Origin of the sequence: Acinetobacter sp. YH01010, from assembly GCF_013420775.1 — a bacterium.
Taxonomy (GTDB): domain Bacteria; phylum Pseudomonadota; class Gammaproteobacteria; order Pseudomonadales; family Moraxellaceae; genus Acinetobacter; species Acinetobacter amyesii.
Genome location: NZ_VOYF01000001.1, coordinates 239645 through 257738, shown reverse-complemented (window position 1 = coordinate 257738; position 18094 = coordinate 239645). Strand labels below are relative to the sequence as shown.

The window sequence follows — 18094 nt, the reverse complement described above, 5'->3', positions numbered from 1 at the left end:
AATTATGAATTACGTCACTATTATTTGTGACTGTTGCATATAGTATAGAAAAACATAAAAAAGGGAATGTTAAAAATTAACTAATTAAAATTAATGATTTAAGTTAAATTTTTCTTAATAATTTAAGTAAAAAATATTGCGTTTTAATCAGCTGGTTTTGTTATAGTGAACCTATGTTTGGGGAACATAGAACAATGACTTTTAATTTTGAAATTGACACTTCTTGGTGTTTAGACCAATTACAAAAAGATGGACGTATTACTGAACGGGACAAAATGCTGATTCAAACCACGCACCGTCAGCGTGAGCAGTTGAAATGGCATCCTTTACAATGGATTGCCAATTTTAATTTAGTCGATCAGAGTCATCCGCAGTCTACCTTAACACTTAATAGACTCTGTCAATGGTTGGCAGAAAAGTCAGGTGTACCGTTTTATATTATCGATCCTTTAAAAGCTGATGTGCCTGCACTGACAGCCATTATGTCGCAGGAATTTGCAGTACGAAATCGCATTTTAGCGGTGGAATTACAAAATGAGCATGTGTTGATTGCAACGGATCAACCTTATAAAAATGAATGGATTGCCAATTTAGAAAGAACGGTATTACCACGCAAGATTCAGCGTGTATTACTCAGTCCAGATCAACTACAGCGATATTTGGTTGAATATTACCAAGTGAGTCGTGCGGTCAGTAATTCGCAAAAATCATCGAGTTATGACCGTGAAAATAAAGGCGTTGAAGCGCTATTACAATTAGGTGATACACAAAATCCAGATGCCAATGATCAGCATATTGTGAAGCTTGTCGATTGGGTCTTACAGTTTGCCTTCGAACAAGGTGCAAGTGATATTCACCTCGAGCCGCGTAAGGATACAGGAAAGGTGCGTTTTCGTATCGATGGGGTATTACATACCATCTACAACATGCCCGCAAATACCCTGACAGCCGTGGTCTCGCGAATTAAGATCTTAGGTCGGATGAATGTGGCGGAAAAGCGTAAGCCGCAAGATGGACGTTTAAAAACCCGTACACCCAAAGGACAAGAAACTGAGCTACGTTTATCGACGCTGCCAACGGCCTTTGGTGAAAAGTTGGTTATGCGTATTTTTGACCCTGAAGTCTTGGTACGTAGCTTCCAACAGCTCGGTTTTGAAGGGCGTCTGTTGGATGATTGGAAAGCATTAACCAGTCATAGTCACGGTATTATTTTAGTGACCGGTCCGACGGGTTCAGGTAAAACCACCACGCTTTATTCATCGCTCAAACAATTAGCAACTGAAGAAGTGAATGTCTGCACCATTGAAGACCCGATTGAGATGTTAGAGCCAAGCTTTAACCAAATGCAGGTGAATACAGGGATTGATCTGGGCTTTGCCGATGGTGTACGGGCTTTAATGCGTCAAGACCCTGACATTATCATGGTCGGGGAGATCCGAGATCATGATACGGCAAATATGGCGATCCAAGCTGCATTAACAGGTCATTTGGTGCTTTCAACTTTACATACCAATGATGCACCATCCAGTTTGACTCGATTACATGATCTGGGGATTCAGCCTTTTTTAACGGCAGCGACCATTTTAGGGGTTCTGGCACAACGTCTAGTTCGTCAACTCTGTCCACATTGTAAGCGTGAGACTTTTATCAATGAACAAGAGTGGAAACATTTGACCTTTGATTATGCGATTCAAATGCCTGATTTTGTCTACGAGGCGGTGGGCTGTGATGAATGTCGTCAAACGGGTTATAAAGGCCGTGTGGGGATTTATGAATTTATGCCGCTCAGTATTGAAACCAAGCAATTGATTGGTGCCAATGCAGATTTAACCCAATTACGTACACAGGCACGTAAAGAGCATGTCGAACCATTACGAATTGCAGGTGCGCGTAAAGTACTTGCAGGGGTGACGACTTTAGAAGAAGTTCTGCGTGTCGTACCGCTTAACTAATGGTTCGATCAAATAAATAAAAACGTCTTTGCAGCTTAAGATTCGACTCATCTTGCTTTGTTTAAATAGCGCTATCGAAATAGACAAAGTAAGAGAGACCGAAGATGAAAACATTCACTCAATTGGTATGTGGTTTAACATTTGCAGGTGTGGCATCGGTTGCAGTCGCGAATACAGCAGTTAATCAAACAGCTGTTGCACCGATGAAAACCACATCTGTGAAACATGCCTTAGGCTTAAAAGATGACAGTAAAGTTCAATTGAAAGGTTATGTTGTAAAATCGATGGGTGATGAAAAATATCAGTTCCGCGATAGCACAGGCAGCATTACAGTGGATATTGATGATGAACTTTGGCAAGGCAAAGCAATTTCAGCTAAAACACCGGTAACGCTCATTGGAGAAATCGACATTGATTACAAACCGACGAAACGCGTTGAAGTTGATGTCGATCAAGTAAAATTTTAATTTAGCCTGTTATTCATTACAGTGCTGCTCCATGAAAAAAACCACGGCTTGCTGTGGTTTTTTTATGTTATGAGCAGATATGAGCAAAAGTTCGATACACTGAAGTCGTGACCATAGAAATAGGGTAGGTAAGATGCGAATTTTATTGGCAGAAGATGATGCTTCCCAAGCAGACAGTATAAAAACATGGCTTGAAATGGATGGCTACAGTGTCGATTGGGTTGATCGCGGCGATCACGCTATTTTGGCTTTAGAACAACATCAATATGATTGCATACTTTTAGATCGTGGCTTACCAAAAGTAACTGGTGATGAAATTTTAAAACGTATCGTACAGTTGCATCCGCTTACACCAGTTTTATTCATTACTGCTCGGGACAGTATTGCAGATCGTGTAGAAGGTTTAGATCTGGGTGCTCATGATTATTTGGTAAAACCCTTTAGCTTGGAAGAGTTGTCAGCAAGGGTACGTGCCCAATTACGCTTGCATCATCAACAGCGTGATAATTCTCTGACTTTCGGGGATTTAAGTTTAGATGTACAAGCCAAAACGCTGCGTAAAAATGCGGAATTGATTACGCTGACATCGCGTGAATATCAAATCTTGCATAAGATGATGTTAAATCCTGAGCATATTATGACGCGTAGCCAACTCGAAGAATCACTCTATGCTTGGGGGGATGAAGTTGAAAGTAATGCGATCGAAGTTTTTATTTACCAATTGCGTAAGAAGATTGGCAGTGATTACATCAAAACCTTAAGAGGTTTGGGTTATCGCATGAATCTTCCACAACAAAGTTAAGTCTATGAGTGATAAAAAAAGCATTTCCTTACAGTCGCAACTGATTAAAACCTCACTGCTCAGTGCAATTTGGGCGGGAGCAATCTCCCTGTGTCTGATGTTGGGATTTGGTCTTTATCACATCATGAGTGTACATGATGCCCTGATGGACGAAGTGGCTGACATGCTCACTGCTACTGATCTCACGCTGAAGCAAGACGAACAAATAGATGAGCTGAGTGAAGAGTTTGATATGCAATATCAACTCATGCAAGGGTCGCAAGTCTTAACCACATCGGAACAACACACAGCATTTGAACATCAGCCCAATTTAAAACAAGGGTTGCATTATCAATGGAGAGAAGGCGCGCTTTGGCGTAGCTATGCACTTCAGGACGATGGATTAAGCGTACAAATCATTCAACCGATGAAAACACGGCTCAGAGAAACGCTGCAAAGCGTACTAGGCTATGCAGGGATTCTGTTGATTGTCTGGTTGATCCAATGGCTATTACTGCATATTTTGATTAAACGTCAATTGAAAGTTTTACAGCTTTTTTCAAAACAAATCGCTGAAAAAAATGTAGATGACTTACAAGCCATTGTCTTACCTGAACCTGTATTACAAGAACTAGAGCCGATCCAAACACAGCTGAATTTTTTATTAAGTCGATTAGATCAAGCCTTAGAGGCGGAACAACGCTTTACATCCGATGCTTCACATGAATTACGCTCACCGCTGTCTGCGATTCAAATGCGACTTCAGGTATTAAAACGAAAATATCCCGACATTCAGCAGGATTTATTGAGCATACAGCACGATGTTAATCGAGGAACGCGCGTGTTGGAAAATCTACTGATTTTGGCACGGCTCGACCCGACGCAATCGGAGCAATTAGATAAAAAACAAGAAGACTTAGAACAGCTGAGTTTACAAGTCTTTGACGCTTTACAGCCTTTTATTGAAGAAAAACAGATCGAATTGAAGCTACAGACCCAGTCTGTACAGTTTGCTATGAACCCAGAGTTGATGTTTAGCTGTCTACGCAATTTAGTCGATAACGCAATTCGCTATAGTCCTGAGCAAGGACAGGTAAAGATTGATTTAACGGTAACAGCACAGCAGGCGGTTTGGACGATTGAAAATCAAGGTGCGGGACTGACAGTCGCAGAATTGCAACGCATTGGCGAGCGATTTTACCGTGTATTGGGAACGAAGACGCAAGGTTCAGGTTTAGGTATTTCAATTGCCCAAAAAATTGTACAGTTACATCAAGGCCATTTAAATGTGGATGCATCTGAACTTGGTGGCTTAAAGGTACAACTCACTTTTCCAATCCGTTAAAAACACGATTTGCTCTAAGGAATTTAGCGAAAGAGTGTTGTGAGAGGAAGATGAGTGTTGCGATTTAAATTAAGTTTGAGTAGCTATAAAACTTAATTTAACTAAGTACAAAACTTAAAAAAGCAGTAAGCGAATGGCTTACTGCTTGTGTCCACGATTATTTTTATTGCGCTGATAATTATTATTTTTATCAGAAATTATTTGGTCAAAATAAGGCGATTATTTCGTGTTAAACGTAGTCGATATTCTTCACCTGCATGCATAATGCGAATTTCACGTCCTAAAGCAAAAAGGTTGTTTGAATGTAGCATTGGCAGTGAGTGGTGTGCTTCATTGCTACGAGTAAAAAGGCTAAATGGTGCGTTCATTCCGTCGACTCCGTGGTGTATTTCTGAATGGTTTAAATGATAATCATTATCGAATAGGCCTGTCAACGGTAATTTTAGGATTTTATAAAAAAGATAAATTTGCTTACACTTAGATATCAATTGGAACAGAGTAGAGAGCAGGGAACTATGTCTAAACCGCAAATCGATGTCGCCATTGCGATTTTATTGCATCAAGACAAAGTACTGGTGGGTTGGCGTGAAGCAAAACAACATCAGGGCAATAAACATGAGTTTCCGGGCGGTAAAGTCGAGCAGGGTGAAAGTCCTGAACAGGCTTGTCGTCGTGAAATTTTTGAAGAGGTTGGAATTGGTTTACATGACTGGCATGCTTTTGATTTTATTCAACATGAATATGATGATGTCATTGTGAAATTACATTTATTTCATGCCACCGTCCCGCATGCGTTGCTGAATGAAATCCAAAAGCCATGGGCCTGGTATTCGCGTCAACAACTCATGAGTTTGAATTTTCCAAAGGCCAATCAAGCTATTTTGCAGCGTTTATATTGGCAGCAACAGATCAAAATCACCGCCGATTTACCAACACTTGAAACGCTTAAAGAGACGCTGTTGTATTATTGGCGAGTCGATGCCAGCGCAGAAAATGCAGAGGCATTAAATCAATTACCTACCGTGATTTTAAAACAACTGATAATTAATGAAGATCTATGGTCATTACTCTCTACAGAGGTGCAAGCACATATTTCGGCTTTACATCTTAAGCAGCACCAATTGCTGAAAAAAAATAAAGGTGATTTACAGCTTGGGAAGCGCTATATCGCAGCTTGTCATGATCAAGTTTCTGCGCTGCATGCGCAAAAAATTGGCTGTGAGGCTATTTTTATGAGCCCAGTTCTGGCGACACAAAGTCATCCAGAGGCGCAAGGTATGGGATGGGCGCATTTTTCTGAGATTGCACGAGGCATAGAAATCCCTGTTTTTGCTTTAGGTGGCATGCGTCCTGAATTATTGTCTATTTCACAGCAACATCATGCTTATGGGGTGGCAGGTATTCGCAGTTTTTAAATTAAAGTGTGTATTGAATTAAATTTGTATTTAAAGTCGATATTTTAGACTTAAAGTAACTATTGGAAATAAGCTTACTTTTAGTATGTTTTAAATAAAAAAGCCTGATCTCAATTAAGATCAAGCTTTTTTACGGGGTGCTTAAAGAGCTTTAATTGCTTGTTGTGCTTTTTGAATGGTGCTGCTTTTCTTTTGCATTTGACCAGCTTTTAAAACAACATTCCAAAGCTGTTGTTTCATCGGCTTGGTTTGAGCATAGCTTAATCCACGCAGTGCCAACGATTCTGCATTCGCAGGTTGATTTTTTCGATTGGCGATCATTGCCAAATATAAAAAAGTTTCCGCAGATTGTGGTGCCAAACGCTGTGCTTGAGTTGCAGCACTTTCAGCTTCATTCCATTTTCCATTGGCATAAGCGGTTTGCGTAGTTTGCATCAATTTTTTGAATGCAGGTAAGTCACGACCATCATCAAACTTTTGAATTTGGGTTTTCTGCTCAGGAATAACGATGCGTTGACGTTTAATTTCTGGATGGTCATATGGCGTAATAATGACCCCAGAAGAGTCATGGATATCTGCCTTTTTTTCAGGTGGAGCAGGCGGCTTTTGCTCAGGTTCGACTATGGTTTGGCAACCAGCCAAAATGATCGTCAAAACGCTCAGAATACTGAACGTTTTTAAAACTTTAATGTTTTGCAATTTAATTTGTATACTCTCCACTTGAGATGATGCGAGGTTGATCAGATGAACCCTGATCATTATCGACATCACTTTCACGAATGTAGTCACCTAAACTATCATTTTGTTCCTGAGTTGGCTGCGTCTCTTCAGTATCAACTGTGTAAGGTTCTACTTCATATTGTGTCGAACCACATGCCGTCGCTTGATTTGGAATAGAGTTGCGCGACAGAGGAATATACATCGCACCTGTACAATGCTGTGCAGATAAATTACCTGAATAACGGTCTAACCAATGCCACTGTACGCTGTCTGGTTGACGTAAATTAACTGGCTTTTGACGTAACTGCTTCATGACATTGGTCCAAACCGGAAGTGCTCCTGACGAACCCGTTAAGCCTGTAACTTTGTTGTTGTCTAAACCTAACCAAACCACACTTAAATAATTACCTGAATAACCTGCAAACCATGAGTCACGCGTATCATTTGTTGTCCCTGATTTACCTGCAAGTTTGAGTGAAGCTGGTAATGATGCATAAGCAGAACGGCCTGTCCCTGAACTCATGACTTGTTGTAAACCATAGTTCAAGATAAAGGCTGCATCAGGTGCAATAGTCGGTTGTACCGTTAAGCTATAACGATCTAATAAACGACCATTGGCATCGACCACTGAACGAATAGCTTTCACTGGATATTTGAAGCCACCGGTTGCAAAGTTGCCATACACACTCATCACTTCCATCGGTGACATATCGATAGCACCAAGGTAAATCGAAGGGTAGCTTGGAATATTAGAAGTCACACCAAACTTTTTCAGATGGTTAATAAAAGTCGACATACCGAACTCTTGACCTAAGCGTACCGCAGAGAGGTTATAAGAGTTTGATAGGGCATCGACCATTGGTACGACACCATGTGCACCACCACTATAGTTTTTCGGTGTCCAAGCTTTGCCATCACTTTGAATGCTGATAGGACTGTCTTCGATTTGACTCGCCCAGTTATAACGGTTTGATTCTATCGCACTGAGGTAAATCACAGGTTTTAGCAATGAACCGACTTGACGTTTAGCATCCATTGTACGGTTAAAGCCAGTAAAGTCCTGCGTTGAACCGACTGCTGAAACCAATTCACCATTTTCAGGATGAGACACCAGTACCGCGCCTTGTAATTCTTTCAAGCGTGCTGGATTGGCATTACTTAAACGTGCCACAGATTCTTTAAATGCAGTTTGTACACGAGTTTGAGCAATCGGGTCCATCGCGGTGAAAATACGCAGACCTTGATTGGTCAAATCGCTTTCTTGGTATTCGGTACGCAATTGACGACGCACGATATCCATATAGTCAGGGAAGCGAGAAGGGCCCAATGTTGGTTTAGTAATGACATTTAATGGACGCGCTGACTCAGTTTCATATTGTTCCTGAGTTAAATAGCCCATCACTACCATATTGTTTAACACAATATTACGGCGTTTAATCGCACCTTCAGGGTTTTTCCACGGATTAAATAGGGTCGGGCCTTGTACCAAACCGACTAAATAAGCCTGCTGAGCAATATTTAGTTCACGTAGGGGTAAACCAAAATAGAATTGTGAGGCTAAACCATAACCATTGATGGAATAGTTACCGTTTTGACCTAAGTTCACTTCGTTTAAATAAGCTTCAAGAATTTCATCTTTGTCATAGTGAAGTTCAATCAGCATGGCCATTAAGGCTTCGTTGGCCTTACGCTTAATGGTTCTCTCAGGCGATAAATAAAAATTTTTCACCAATTGCTGAGTGAGGGTCGAACCACCTTGACGTTTACCACCTGTGACATTACTCACAATGGCACGTGCTGTACCACGAATCGAAATACCATGATGCTGATAGAAATTACGGTCTTCGGTAGCAATTAAAGCTTGGATTAAAGGCTTAGGCACTTTATCAAGTTTAATCAGCACACGGTCTTCATTGTGCTGAGGATAAATACCACCAATTAACATCGGCTCTAAGCGGGCAATACCACTGCTTGAAGGCTTGGTTGCACTCACTTCAGTGATTTGATCTTCACCAAAGGTCACTTTAAGGACTTGTTCAGGGTCGACACTATCACCAAAGTCAAAACCACGCGTATGGATATAGGTTACATTGCCAGAAGTAACGTAACTCCCTGTTTTCGCATAGCTATCTTGAGCGTTATAACCCAAAAGTTTCAGTTCTTGGTTGAGGTCTGCTTGGCTCACAGGCGCATTAGTATAAATTTCTAAAGGACGAGCAAATACCTTGGCTGGAATGTCCCAACGTTGACCTTCGAATTTATCCCGTACAATATTATCTAGACGAATAAGATAAATGCTGAACACGAGAAATCCGCCGATAATCAACAGCGAAAAAATCAGTGCAATTATGCCTATGCCACGTTCAGACTTCATAAATAGTGATAAGACCCTGAGAAATTTTGCTAATCATGCGAAGCTTTTCAGTATTTTGCAATATTTAAACTGTTATATGTATGCAAAATATTGGAAGCTACTTCACTAAAGTCGAAACTTTAAAGTTTTTTTAAATCATTTCTGTTAGTGATATGATACCAATGAGGCGAAGCGGAGCAAAAGCGCAGGTGCAAATTTCACATAAATCATTTCGAAACATTGGGTTGATTGGTCGTCCAGACAAATCATCAGTGATCGAAACCCTATGTTTGATCCACGATCATATTTTGAGTTTGGGATTACATCCTGTATTTGATACGCAAACAGCGCAGCTGGTTCCCTATAATAATACTCAGACGGTCAGCCGTAATTTATTGGGAGAAGTCGTCGATTTGGTGATCGTAGTCGGCGGTGATGGTTCATTGCTTCATGCTGCACGTGCCTTGGTGAAATATAATACCCCTGTGATTGGGGTGAACCGTGGTCGTTTGGGCTTCCTGACCGATATCAAACCAACAGAAGTGATTTTTAAGTTAGATCAAGTGCTCAAAGGTGAGTTTCAGTTGGATCGACGTTTCTTGCTGGAAATGGAAATTCGCTCGAAAGGTGAGTCGATTTACGATGCTGTGGCTTTAAATGATATTGTGCTGCATTCAGGTAAATCGGTACATATGATCGACTTTGAACTGAATATTGATGGGCAATATGTATACCGCCAACACAGTGATGGTTTAATTGTTTCGACACCAACTGGCTCTACAGCTTATGCATTATCTGGTGGTGGTCCGATTGTCCACCCAAGTATGGATGCGATTGCCTTAGTGCCAATGCATCCTCATACTTTGTCGTCACGTCCGATTGTCGTGGGCGGACAAAGTGAAATTAAAATTTTGATTCGTGAAAACCGTGTTTTACCAATGGTCAGTGCCGATGGTCAACACAGTGTATCATTGGGTGTAGGCGATAGTTTACATATCCGCAAACATCCATTTAAGCTCAACTTATTACATCCACCTGGTTATGACTTCTATATGGCATGTCGTACCAAGCTAGGCTGGAACCAAGATTTTGACTCATTAAAGCAGGATTAATTATGAATATTGAACAGATGCTTGCCGTACTCGATCCTGAAATTGTTGGTCGATTAAAAACGGCAATTGAAATTGGTAAATGGCCAAATGGCGTAGCGCTGACTCAAGAACAACGTCAAATTTGTATGCAAGCGGTGTATGCATGGGAAATTAAACATTTGCCAGAAGATGAGCGTAGCGGTTATATCGACCGTGGGACCAAAGAAGAAGATGAGCATTGCGACTCGCATGTGGAAGAACCTGAGTTCAAGCCGATTCGTTTCGTTTAATCCGTTTTCTTTCTGATTGAAAAAGCCAGCTTAATGCTGGCTTTTTTATTGGCTGATGCATGCCTAAATTTGTTGCTTCATATCTGCTTATTTAAGCGTGACGATTTGCCCACATGGTTTTGGCAGTTTGCATCGCTTCATCAAAACTTGCGACGGCACCCATGGTATACAGTGCAATTCCCATGGTTTCGATGACTGCGATTTCACCATATTCATGTACCTGTTGACCGTCCCAAACGGCTTTAAAGACGGCCAAATCGAGTTCTTCTTCGACGGGACTGCGGTTGTCCGTAAGTTTAGGCAATTCATGTTCATACATTTCACCATCCTTGATGCCACAAATTAAGGTTTTTGCATCGGGGTTACGTTCGAATTCACCACCTTCACCCTTAATGACAGCACTATTTTGATAACCCAATTGGAATGCCGCACGTTGGTGTGATCCACGATAGGCTGGGTGGAAAATCGCTTGCATGGTGGCTTTGGCATTAAACGGATTTATTAGGCGGGCAAGGGTGTGAATTGGGGAACGCAAACCCATCACATTGCGCAGTGAAATTAGATCACTGAGTATTGGCGAAATGACGTCGAGCGGAATATAAGCAAAATGACGTTGTATAAGCTGCTGTTCCACATCTGTATCATTTTGGCAAATAGGAAAACCCAAATACTCTAATACTTGTTCTGTATAAAGGCGGTTAATGGTATGACCTGAAGCGCCATGCATTACGACATTGTAGCCGTGTTTTGCCAGCGTTAATGCGGCCAATAAAAACCAAGGATAATGTTTGCGTTTACCTGCATAAGATGACCAATCTAAATCGACATCAAGCTTTTTAAACTTGAGCTGATCACGTGTGGCTTGGACAAAGCCTGTCAGTTCATCGACAGATTCTTCTTTTACACGCAATAACATCAAGAAAGCGCCCAATTGAACGTCTAAAACCTCATCTTTTAAGATCATGCTGAACGCTTGGTAGGCTTCATCATAAGTGAGAGAACGTGCGCCATTTTTACCTTTACCCACGATACGGACAAATTGCGCAAAAGGATGTTCAAAATCTTTGTAAATATTTCGTTTATTGTTCATGCAAATACTGGGCTTAAAATTAGGACTTAAGGATAGTTTACTTCTATAGTTGGTATTTTTCAGCCTGATAACAGGTTTAAAAAAGGATGTCTTTAGACTATCGTCTAATGATCTCGGTCTATTATTTAACCGAAATTAACATTTGTGGCAGAACAAGCCATTAAAAAACAGGTAAAATTTAACCTACTTTAGTATGTGTTTCATCTCCTGATCAATGCGCTGATTTTATATCAGGTCCTGATGTGATTATTTAATCACCATACATATTTCGTTTTTCTGTATTTGGCTAAGTCAAATACCTTTGGTGCTCTTTTGTCGAAGACAAAGGGGTTTTGGGCTGTTTATTTTTTGAAAATAGACAAAAACTGAATATTTCTTTGAAGCAGAAATATATCGTGAAGTAATGTCATGGCTAAAAAACCAATTTATAAGTCACTATATTTTCAAGTGATCGTTGCCATTATTGCGGGTGTTTTGGTGGGGCATTTCTCACCAAGTGGCACGCAAATTATCAATGGTACCGAGCAATACGTAAAAGGCTGGGGTGAATTGTTCTATCCACTAGGACAAGGTTTCATCAAGCTGATTAAAATGATTATTGCACCTGTGATCTTCTGTACCGTGGTAAGTGGTATTGCAGGTATGGAAAGCATGAAATCTGTGGGTAAGACAGGTGGGGTCGCTTTACTATACTTCGAAATCGTTTCGACCATCGCACTCATTATCGGTCTTGCAGTGATTAATATTGCAAAACCTGGTGTAGGCATGAACGTAGATCCAGCATCTTTAGATACTGCAGGTATTTCTAAATATGTTGAATCTGGTGCAGCACAATCTACCCAAGAATTTTTTATGAATATCATCCCAAACACCGTTGTTGGTGCGTTTGCTGAGGGTGAGATTCTTCAAGTTCTATTATTTGCCTTATTATTTGGTTTTGCATTGCATAAACTTGGTGATGCAGGTAAGCCTGTATTGAAGTTTATTGATCAAATTGCACATGTATTCTTTAACATTGTAAACATGATCATGAAGCTTGCGCCAATTGGTGCCTTCGGTGCGATGGCTTATACCATTGGTAAATATGGTATTGGTAGTTTGGCGCAATTGGGTCAATTGATCATCTGCTTCTATATTACCTGTTTGCTGTTTATTTTCCTTGTACTTGGCTCAATTGCACGTATTTGCGGTTTCAGTATCCTCAAAATGATTCGTATGATTCGCGAAGAGTTACTGATCGTACTGGGTACGTCTTCTTCTGAATCTGTACTGCCACGTATGTTGAAAAAACTCGAACTTGCTGGTGCAGAAAAATCTGTAGTGGGCCTTGTTATTCCAACAGGTTATTCATTTAACCTAGATGGTACGTCTATTTACCTGACCATGGCAGCAATCTTTATTGCACAAGCGACCAATACACCGCTTGATATTTCGCATCAGATCACGTTGTTGTTGGTTCTACTCATTTCATCTAAGGGTGCTGCGGGTGTGACGGGTTCAGGCTTTATTGTGATGGCTGCAACATTGTCTGCTGTGGGTCATATTCCTGTTGCAGGTTTGGCATTAATTCTTGGTATTGACCGTTTCATGTCAGAAGCACGTGCATTAACGAACCTTGTAGGTAACTCTTTGGCAACGATTGTGGTTGCGAAATGGGTGGGTCAATTAGACAAAGAAAAACTGGATTTTGCTTTGGCAAACCCTGAAGAAATTGACCGTCAGATGCAAGAAGAAGGCAATGCACATCATGCCTAAGGCAGATGCTGTGATGTAAAAGATGTCATTTAAAAAGGAAGCTTCGGCTTCCTTTTTTAATGCAGGACTAAAGCCAAATTTGAACGCTTTAGTTTTTGGGCATGACGGCCGTTCTAAACTGCAATAGGATGGAGTTCAACAAAACAACAAACTTAACCAAGGAAGAAACACATGCTGGCTTATGATGCAGACTTAGAATTATTTCGAGATAACTTTCGCCGTTTTATGGCAGAGCATGTCGCACCACATTATGAGCAATGGGAACGTGAAGGCATTATGCCGCGATCAGTATGGAATGCCTTGGGTGAAAATGGCTTTTTATGTGTCGATGTGCCTGAAGAATATGGCGGCTATGGCGTCCCAACGCATTATTCACTGATGTTAGTTGAAGAATCTGCTCGCGCAGGTTTTAGTGCATTATCGACAGGTATTTCATGCCATTCTGAAATTGCAGCGCCTTATATTTTGCACATTGGTTCAGAAGAACAAAAACAATATTGGTTACCGAAAATGGTCACAGGTGAGGTGGTCGGTGCTATTGGTATGACAGAGCCGGGAGCAGGTTCGGACTTGCAGTCTATGCGCAGTAGTGCAATTTTGCAGGGTGATCATTATCTGCTCAATGGCTCGAAAACTTTTATTTCAAATGGTCAACATGCAGACCTTGTGGTATTGGCTGCGAAAACTGATCCACAAGCACGTGCCAAAGGTGTGTCATTACTTTTAGTCGATACACATTTGGATGGATTTAAGAAAGGTACCAACCTCGACAAAATTGGTCTGCATGCGCAAGACACTTCAGAGTTGTTTTATGACAACGTCAAAGTGCCAAAAGAGCAACTTTTGGGTCAAGCTGGACAAGGCTTTGCTTACTTGATGCAAGAGTTACCGCGTGAACGTACCGCAATTGCCTCGACTGCAATTGGTGCGATTCGCGGTTCCATTGATGTGGCAACGCAGTATGTTAAAGAGCGACAAGCGTTCGGACAGGCGATCGGACAGTTCCAAAATACTCGTTTTGTCTTGGCACAGGCTAAGATTGACGAATTGGCTACAGCGGCATTTTATAATCAAAATGTTGAACTTTATATGCAAGGCAAACTTGATGTTGAAACTGCAGCAGCACTCAAGAGCTTTTCTACCGATATGCAAATGAAAGTGGCCCATAATCTACTTCAATTATTTGGTGGCTATGGTTATATGACCGAATATCCAATTTCACGTTTCTTTGTCGATGCACGTATTCAGCAAATCTACGGTGGCACCAATGAAATTATGAAAGAAATCGTGGCACGAAGTATTTTAGGTCGATAAACAATTTATCAGGCTGAAATTAAAATAGCGAAGTGAAGACTTCGCTATTTTTTTTAGGATGTATTTCTATAGAGACGATGTATTTCTATAGATTTGCTTATTTGAATTAGATTGTGTGTTTAATTTTGCGTGAATATTTTGAAACCTATGATAATGACGGTTGCCCCAAAACTTGCAAACAGACTTCAATAAATTCAGGTGTATCTAAAGTACTGCGAGACGATATATATAGGTTATTATCATTCACAACCGATTGATCCGACACCACCACACCTGCGTTTAACAAAGCGGATTTAAGTGTTTCAGATTGGGCGAAATGGCGACCTTGTATGACACCAGCTTCTAGTAACAACTGTGGACCATGGCAACTGCTCAAGATCGGCTTTTGGCTATCTGCAAAATTACGTACAAAATAGATAAAACGGTCATCTAAAGCGAGTTTCTCTGGGGAATAACCGCCGGGAATAAATAAGGCATCAAAATCATGCACAGAGGCATCGTCGATACTTTGGTCAATGGTGATCTGGGAACGGCGTTTAATGCCGTAAACGATTTTTCCAACCTGATCTTCGATATTGATAATGCTGTGCCGAGCGGCTCGAAAGGCCTCCACAGGCTCAAGATACTCAATATCTTCAAAATCGTAGGTCACTAACACTGCAATTTTCTTGTGCATACTTGTACCTATGGGGCTGTTATTTTTTTTCTGATATTTAGACTACAAAGCAATGATAAGAATTACCTGTGTCTTTTGTAATAAATGCGTCAATGACTGTAAACACTAGATGAAAGTGCCTATTAAGTCACTGAAAAAACGATCAATGACCAAGTGTTTATATAGATCATCTTTAAGTTTCAAATTATTTCTATGCCATGAAAACCAAGTTTTGAAATTTTTATTTTGCTTCAAGTATTGAGAGCAAAATTTAAAACTGAAATGACCAATGAAACAAATTGATTGATGGGCTTATACAAGGAGATGGATCTGAGGCAAATTTGGAGGAAAAGAGAAGGGCTATTTATTGTGCTGCTCAAGATGAATGATCAATAAAGCCGTCAAAAGGTAAGATTTGCCTTAATTATGGCTTTACCTATCAGTTTGGCTGTTTTGGCTCTTAAGTTAAGCTGATGAAGCTTTAATCAACTGTATGTTTTTAAGGCTGAAACCATCAAAGTCGTATTGCGCAACATTTGAAAGCTAACTATTGTTATACTGTTTGCAAAATTTTTTTGAAGGGCGACATAACAATGATCAACGATGATCAAAACACTCCGACTTCTCTGGACTTAGCTCAAATTCGTGAAGATATCGACTCTGTTGATATGCAGATTCAACAACTTATCAACCGTCGTGCGAAACTAGCTGAAGCTGTGGCAAAAGCAAAATTTGCTGCAGAAGAGAATCCATTGTTTTATCGTCCTGAACGTGAAGCGCAAGTTTTACGTAAAGTTATGGATCGTAACGAAGGCCCATTGTCTGATGTGACAATGGCACGTTTATTCCGTGAGATCATGTCGGCTTGTTTAGCTCTTGAAGCACCGCAAAGTATTGCGTTCTTAGGTCCAGTTGGGACATATACACATTCGGCGGTGTTGAAACACTTTGGTCAAGACGCTGTTGTTCGCCCTCTTCCAACGATTGATGAAGTATTCCGCGAAGTAGAAGCAGGCAGTGCGCACTATGGTCTTGTGCCTGTAGAGAACTCATCTGAAGGGGTAGTGAACCACACCCTAGATTGCTTCAAATCTTCACATCTGAATGTTATTGGTGAAGTGGAGCTGCGTATTCATCACCAGTTCCTAGTGTCTGAAAACACACGTAAAGACAGCATTAAACAAATTTATGCTCATCAACAAACTTTGGCGCAATGCCGTGGTTGGTTAGATGCACATTATCCGGGTGTAGAACGTGTTGCACTCAGTTCAAATGCAGAAGCTGCACGCCGTATTCGCAATGAATGGCACTCAGCAGCAATTGCTTCTGAAGTCGCTGCAAACATTTACAACCTTGAAATTTTGCATAGCAATATTGAAGACAATCCTGAAAATACTACTCGTTTCTTGGTGATTGGTCGTGAGAAAGTACCGCAATCGGGCAATGATAAAACTTCATTGTTGATTTCTGCGCATGACCGTGCGGGGGCCTTACTTGAAATTCTTGCACCGTTTGCCAAGCATAATATTAGCTTAACAAGTATCGAAACACGTCCTGCATTACCCGAAAAATGGGCTTATGTATTCTTTGTGGACTTGGAAGGTCATGTTGAGCAAGAAAACGTGAAAGCGGCAATTGAAGAAATTCGTCCGTTAGTAAAAGAAATTCGTGTATTGGGTTCATATCCGATTGCTGTTCTTTAAGATCACAACTGTGATCAATTCCATCAGGAGTTGATCACCTTCATCATTTGAAAAAACTGGAAGTGTAAAATGACGTTTGTCCCAGCCAATGAAGGCATTGCAAAGCTAAAGCCTTACCAACCAGGTAAACCAATTAGTGAACTTGAGCGTGAGTTGGGTATTACAGATATCGTAAAACTCGCATCAAATGAAAACCCATTGGGTTGTTCTGACAAAGTGAAAGAAGCGGTTGCTGCTGAACTTGCAGAAATTGGTCGATATCCTGATGGTGGCGGTTTTATTTTGAAAGACCAAGTTGAAAAACAATTTGGTATTGCACATGACCGCATTACGTTGGGTAATGGTTCAAACGATCTTCTAGAAATTTTCGCTCGTGCTTTTGTTTCAGAGCAAGACTCTGTGGTGTATAGCCAACACGCATTTGCTGTGTATGGTCTGGTGACACAAGCCATTAATGCTGAAGCGATTGAAGTGCCTGCAAAAGGTTTTTCACATGACCTAGATGCAATGGCTGCGGCAATTAAAGACAATACTAAATTGATTTTTATTGCGAACCCAAATAATCCAACAGGTACATGGTTTGAAGAAGCTGAATTTGAAGCGTTCATGCAAAAAGTACCTGCAAATGTGATTGTGGTTTTAGATGAAGCTTATGTGGAATATTTCCCAGAAAACTTCAACAGCTTGAAATTCTTAGATCAATACGCAAACTTAATTGTGAGCCGTACCATGTCAAAATGTTATGGCTTGGCTGCGTTACGTGTTGGTTTTGCCTTGGCTTCAGTTGAAGTGACGGATTTCCTCAATCGTATTCGTCAACCATTTAACGTGAACCATCTTGCGATGGTGGCTGCAGTTGCTGCACTTAAAGATGAAGCATTTATTGAAAAATCACGCGTAGTGAACAAAGCGGGTATGGCTCAACTTGAGTCAGGCTTTGATGCTTTAGGTTTAGCGTATGTGCCTTCACGTGCGAACTTCATTTTAGTAAATGTAAAAGCAGATCCTGCACAGACGTTCAATGCTTTATTAAAAGAAGGTGTGATTGTTCGTCCAGTTGGTATCCCTGAGCATTTACGTGTATCAATTGGGACTGAAGCTGAAAATGCTAAGTTCTTAGCTGCATTGGCTAAAGTTTTGGGCTTAGAGGCTAAAGCTTAAGT

At 40.7% G+C, this 18094-nt stretch carries 16 protein-coding genes; 11 read left to right on the top strand and 5 right to left on the bottom strand.

Translation table 11 applies throughout. The features are described from left to right. Positions 1 to 194 precede the first annotated feature (194 nt). From FTT77_RS01305 to FTT77_RS01290, 4 genes are all read left to right on the top strand, one after another. The gene (locus tag FTT77_RS01305) at positions 195 to 1952 is read left to right on the top strand and encodes a GspE/PulE family protein (RefSeq protein ID WP_180108770.1); all 1758 of its coding nucleotides are present in this window, start codon (positions 195 to 197) and stop codon (positions 1950 to 1952) included. 104 nt (positions 1953 to 2056) lie between these two features. Then, a complete protein-coding gene (locus FTT77_RS01300; RefSeq protein ID WP_180108769.1) occupies positions 2057 to 2419 on the top strand; it encodes a NirD/YgiW/YdeI family stress tolerance protein in 363 nt (120 codons plus the stop codon). A 133-nt stretch (positions 2420 to 2552) separates the two neighbouring features. After that, complete coding sequence (locus FTT77_RS01295; RefSeq protein ID WP_180009491.1) at positions 2553 to 3221, top strand: response regulator transcription factor; 669 nt, start codon at positions 2553 to 2555, stop codon at positions 3219 to 3221. A 4-nt stretch (positions 3222 to 3225) separates the two neighbouring features. Continuing rightward, positions 3226 to 4545 (top strand): HAMP domain-containing sensor histidine kinase, encoded by a 1320-nt coding sequence (locus tag FTT77_RS01290; protein ID WP_180009490.1) that lies wholly within the window; start codon positions 3226 to 3228, stop codon positions 4543 to 4545. A gap of 197 nt (positions 4546 to 4742) precedes the next feature. Here FTT77_RS01290 and hemP read toward each other — a convergent pair whose 3' ends face one another. Continuing rightward, positions 4743 to 4913 (bottom strand): hemin uptake protein HemP, encoded by a 171-nt coding sequence (hemP, locus tag FTT77_RS01285; RefSeq protein ID WP_078189103.1) that lies wholly within the window; start codon positions 4911 to 4913, stop codon positions 4743 to 4745. A gap of 147 nt (positions 4914 to 5060) precedes the next feature. Here hemP and FTT77_RS01280 point away from each other — a divergent pair, with 147 nt between their 5' ends. After that, positions 5061 to 5960 (top strand): NUDIX domain-containing protein, encoded by a 900-nt coding sequence (locus tag FTT77_RS01280; RefSeq protein ID WP_180009489.1) that lies wholly within the window; start codon positions 5061 to 5063, stop codon positions 5958 to 5960. A 141-nt stretch (positions 5961 to 6101) separates the two neighbouring features. Here the strand turns inward: FTT77_RS01280 and FTT77_RS01275 are convergent, their stop codons facing one another. Both FTT77_RS01275 and mrcB read right to left on the bottom strand, forming a co-directional pair. Then, positions 6102 to 6719 (bottom strand): tetratricopeptide repeat protein, encoded by a 618-nt coding sequence (locus FTT77_RS01275; RefSeq protein WP_257220948.1) that lies wholly within the window; start codon positions 6717 to 6719, stop codon positions 6102 to 6104. Then, positions 6661 to 9054: a penicillin-binding protein 1B gene (mrcB, locus tag FTT77_RS01270; protein ID WP_168379334.1), complete on the bottom strand. Its 2394-nt coding sequence runs from the start codon at positions 9052 to 9054 to the stop codon at positions 6661 to 6663. The genes FTT77_RS01275 and mrcB overlap by 59 nt, the downstream gene beginning before the upstream one ends. A 152-nt stretch (positions 9055 to 9206) precedes the next feature. Here mrcB and FTT77_RS01265 point away from each other — a divergent pair, with 152 nt between their 5' ends. Together FTT77_RS01265 and FTT77_RS01260 are read left to right on the top strand one after the other, a co-directional pair. Beyond that, complete coding sequence (locus FTT77_RS01265; protein ID WP_078189100.1) at positions 9207 to 10145, top strand: NAD(+) kinase; 939 nt, start codon at positions 9207 to 9209, stop codon at positions 10143 to 10145. Positions 10146 to 10147: 2 nt separating this feature from the next. Continuing rightward, on the top strand, positions 10148 to 10414 hold the full coding sequence (locus FTT77_RS01260; protein ID WP_078189099.1) for a YeaC family protein: 267 nt from the start codon (positions 10148 to 10150) through the stop codon (positions 10412 to 10414). A 91-nt stretch (positions 10415 to 10505) separates the two neighbouring features. Here the strand turns inward: FTT77_RS01260 and FTT77_RS01255 are convergent, their stop codons facing one another. Further along, positions 10506 to 11504: a glycosyl transferase family protein gene (locus FTT77_RS01255; RefSeq protein ID WP_180009488.1), complete on the bottom strand. Its 999-nt coding sequence runs from the start codon at positions 11502 to 11504 to the stop codon at positions 10506 to 10508. 408 nt (positions 11505 to 11912) lie between these two features. On the opposite strand from FTT77_RS01255, the gene FTT77_RS01250 reads away from it, so the two are divergent. Together FTT77_RS01250 and FTT77_RS01245 are read left to right on the top strand one after the other, a co-directional pair. After that, the gene (locus tag FTT77_RS01250) at positions 11913 to 13259 is read left to right on the top strand and encodes a dicarboxylate/amino acid:cation symporter (protein WP_180005246.1); all 1347 of its coding nucleotides are present in this window, start codon (positions 11913 to 11915) and stop codon (positions 13257 to 13259) included. 171 nt (positions 13260 to 13430) lie between these two features. Continuing rightward, entirely contained in the window at positions 13431 to 14573 is a 1143-nt protein-coding gene (locus FTT77_RS01245; RefSeq protein ID WP_180020843.1) for an acyl-CoA dehydrogenase family protein, read from the top strand. A 145-nt stretch (positions 14574 to 14718) separates the two neighbouring features. Here the strand turns inward: FTT77_RS01245 and FTT77_RS01240 are convergent, their stop codons facing one another. Beyond that, positions 14719 to 15249 (bottom strand): DJ-1/PfpI family protein, encoded by a 531-nt coding sequence (locus tag FTT77_RS01240; protein WP_078189095.1) that lies wholly within the window; start codon positions 15247 to 15249, stop codon positions 14719 to 14721. Positions 15250 to 15821: 572 nt separating this feature from the next. Between FTT77_RS01240 and pheA the strand changes: the two genes are divergently transcribed. Beyond that, positions 15822 to 16931, top strand: a complete 1110-nt coding sequence (gene pheA, locus FTT77_RS01235) for a prephenate dehydratase (protein WP_078194414.1) — start codon at positions 15822 to 15824, stop codon at positions 16929 to 16931. Positions 16932 to 17000: 69 nt separating this feature from the next. After that, positions 17001 to 18092, top strand: coding sequence for a histidinol-phosphate transaminase (hisC, locus tag FTT77_RS01230; RefSeq protein WP_078189092.1), 1092 nt, complete (start codon positions 17001 to 17003; stop codon positions 18090 to 18092). Positions 18093 to 18094: the final 2 nt, after the last annotated feature.

What these genes read in the sequence shown, in the direction of transcription:
- FTT77_RS01305 (WP_180108770.1), top strand. Translation starts at nt 195, where the DNA reads ATGACTTTTAATTTTGAAATTGACACTTCTTGGTGTTTAGACCAATTA.
- FTT77_RS01300 (WP_180108769.1), top strand. Translation starts at nt 2,057, where the DNA reads ATGAAAACATTCACTCAATTGGTATGTGGTTTAACATTTGCAGGTGTG.
- FTT77_RS01295 (WP_180009491.1), top strand. Translation starts at nt 2,553, where the DNA reads ATGCGAATTTTATTGGCAGAAGATGATGCTTCCCAAGCAGACAGTATA.
- FTT77_RS01290 (WP_180009490.1), top strand. Translation starts at nt 3,226, where the DNA reads ATGAGTGATAAAAAAAGCATTTCCTTACAGTCGCAACTGATTAAAACC.
- hemP (WP_078189103.1), bottom strand. Translation starts at nt 4,913, where the DNA reads ATGAACGCACCATTTAGCCTTTTTACTCGTAGCAATGAAGCACACCAC.
- FTT77_RS01280 (WP_180009489.1), top strand. Translation starts at nt 5,061, where the DNA reads ATGTCTAAACCGCAAATCGATGTCGCCATTGCGATTTTATTGCATCAA.
- FTT77_RS01275 (WP_257220948.1), bottom strand. Translation starts at nt 6,719, where the DNA reads ATGATCAGGGTTCATCTGATCAACCTCGCATCATCTCAAGTGGAGAGT.
- mrcB (WP_168379334.1), bottom strand. Translation starts at nt 9,054, where the DNA reads ATGAAGTCTGAACGTGGCATAGGCATAATTGCACTGATTTTTTCGCTG.
- FTT77_RS01265 (WP_078189100.1), top strand. Translation starts at nt 9,207, where the DNA reads ATGATACCAATGAGGCGAAGCGGAGCAAAAGCGCAGGTGCAAATTTCA.
- FTT77_RS01260 (WP_078189099.1), top strand. Translation starts at nt 10,148, where the DNA reads ATGAATATTGAACAGATGCTTGCCGTACTCGATCCTGAAATTGTTGGT.
- FTT77_RS01255 (WP_180009488.1), bottom strand. Translation starts at nt 11,504, where the DNA reads ATGAACAATAAACGAAATATTTACAAAGATTTTGAACATCCTTTTGCG.
- FTT77_RS01250 (WP_180005246.1), top strand. Translation starts at nt 11,913, where the DNA reads ATGGCTAAAAAACCAATTTATAAGTCACTATATTTTCAAGTGATCGTT.
- FTT77_RS01245 (WP_180020843.1), top strand. Translation starts at nt 13,431, where the DNA reads ATGCTGGCTTATGATGCAGACTTAGAATTATTTCGAGATAACTTTCGC.
- FTT77_RS01240 (WP_078189095.1), bottom strand. Translation starts at nt 15,249, where the DNA reads ATGCACAAGAAAATTGCAGTGTTAGTGACCTACGATTTTGAAGATATT.
- pheA (WP_078194414.1), top strand. Translation starts at nt 15,822, where the DNA reads ATGATCAACGATGATCAAAACACTCCGACTTCTCTGGACTTAGCTCAA.
- hisC (WP_078189092.1), top strand. Translation starts at nt 17,001, where the DNA reads ATGACGTTTGTCCCAGCCAATGAAGGCATTGCAAAGCTAAAGCCTTAC.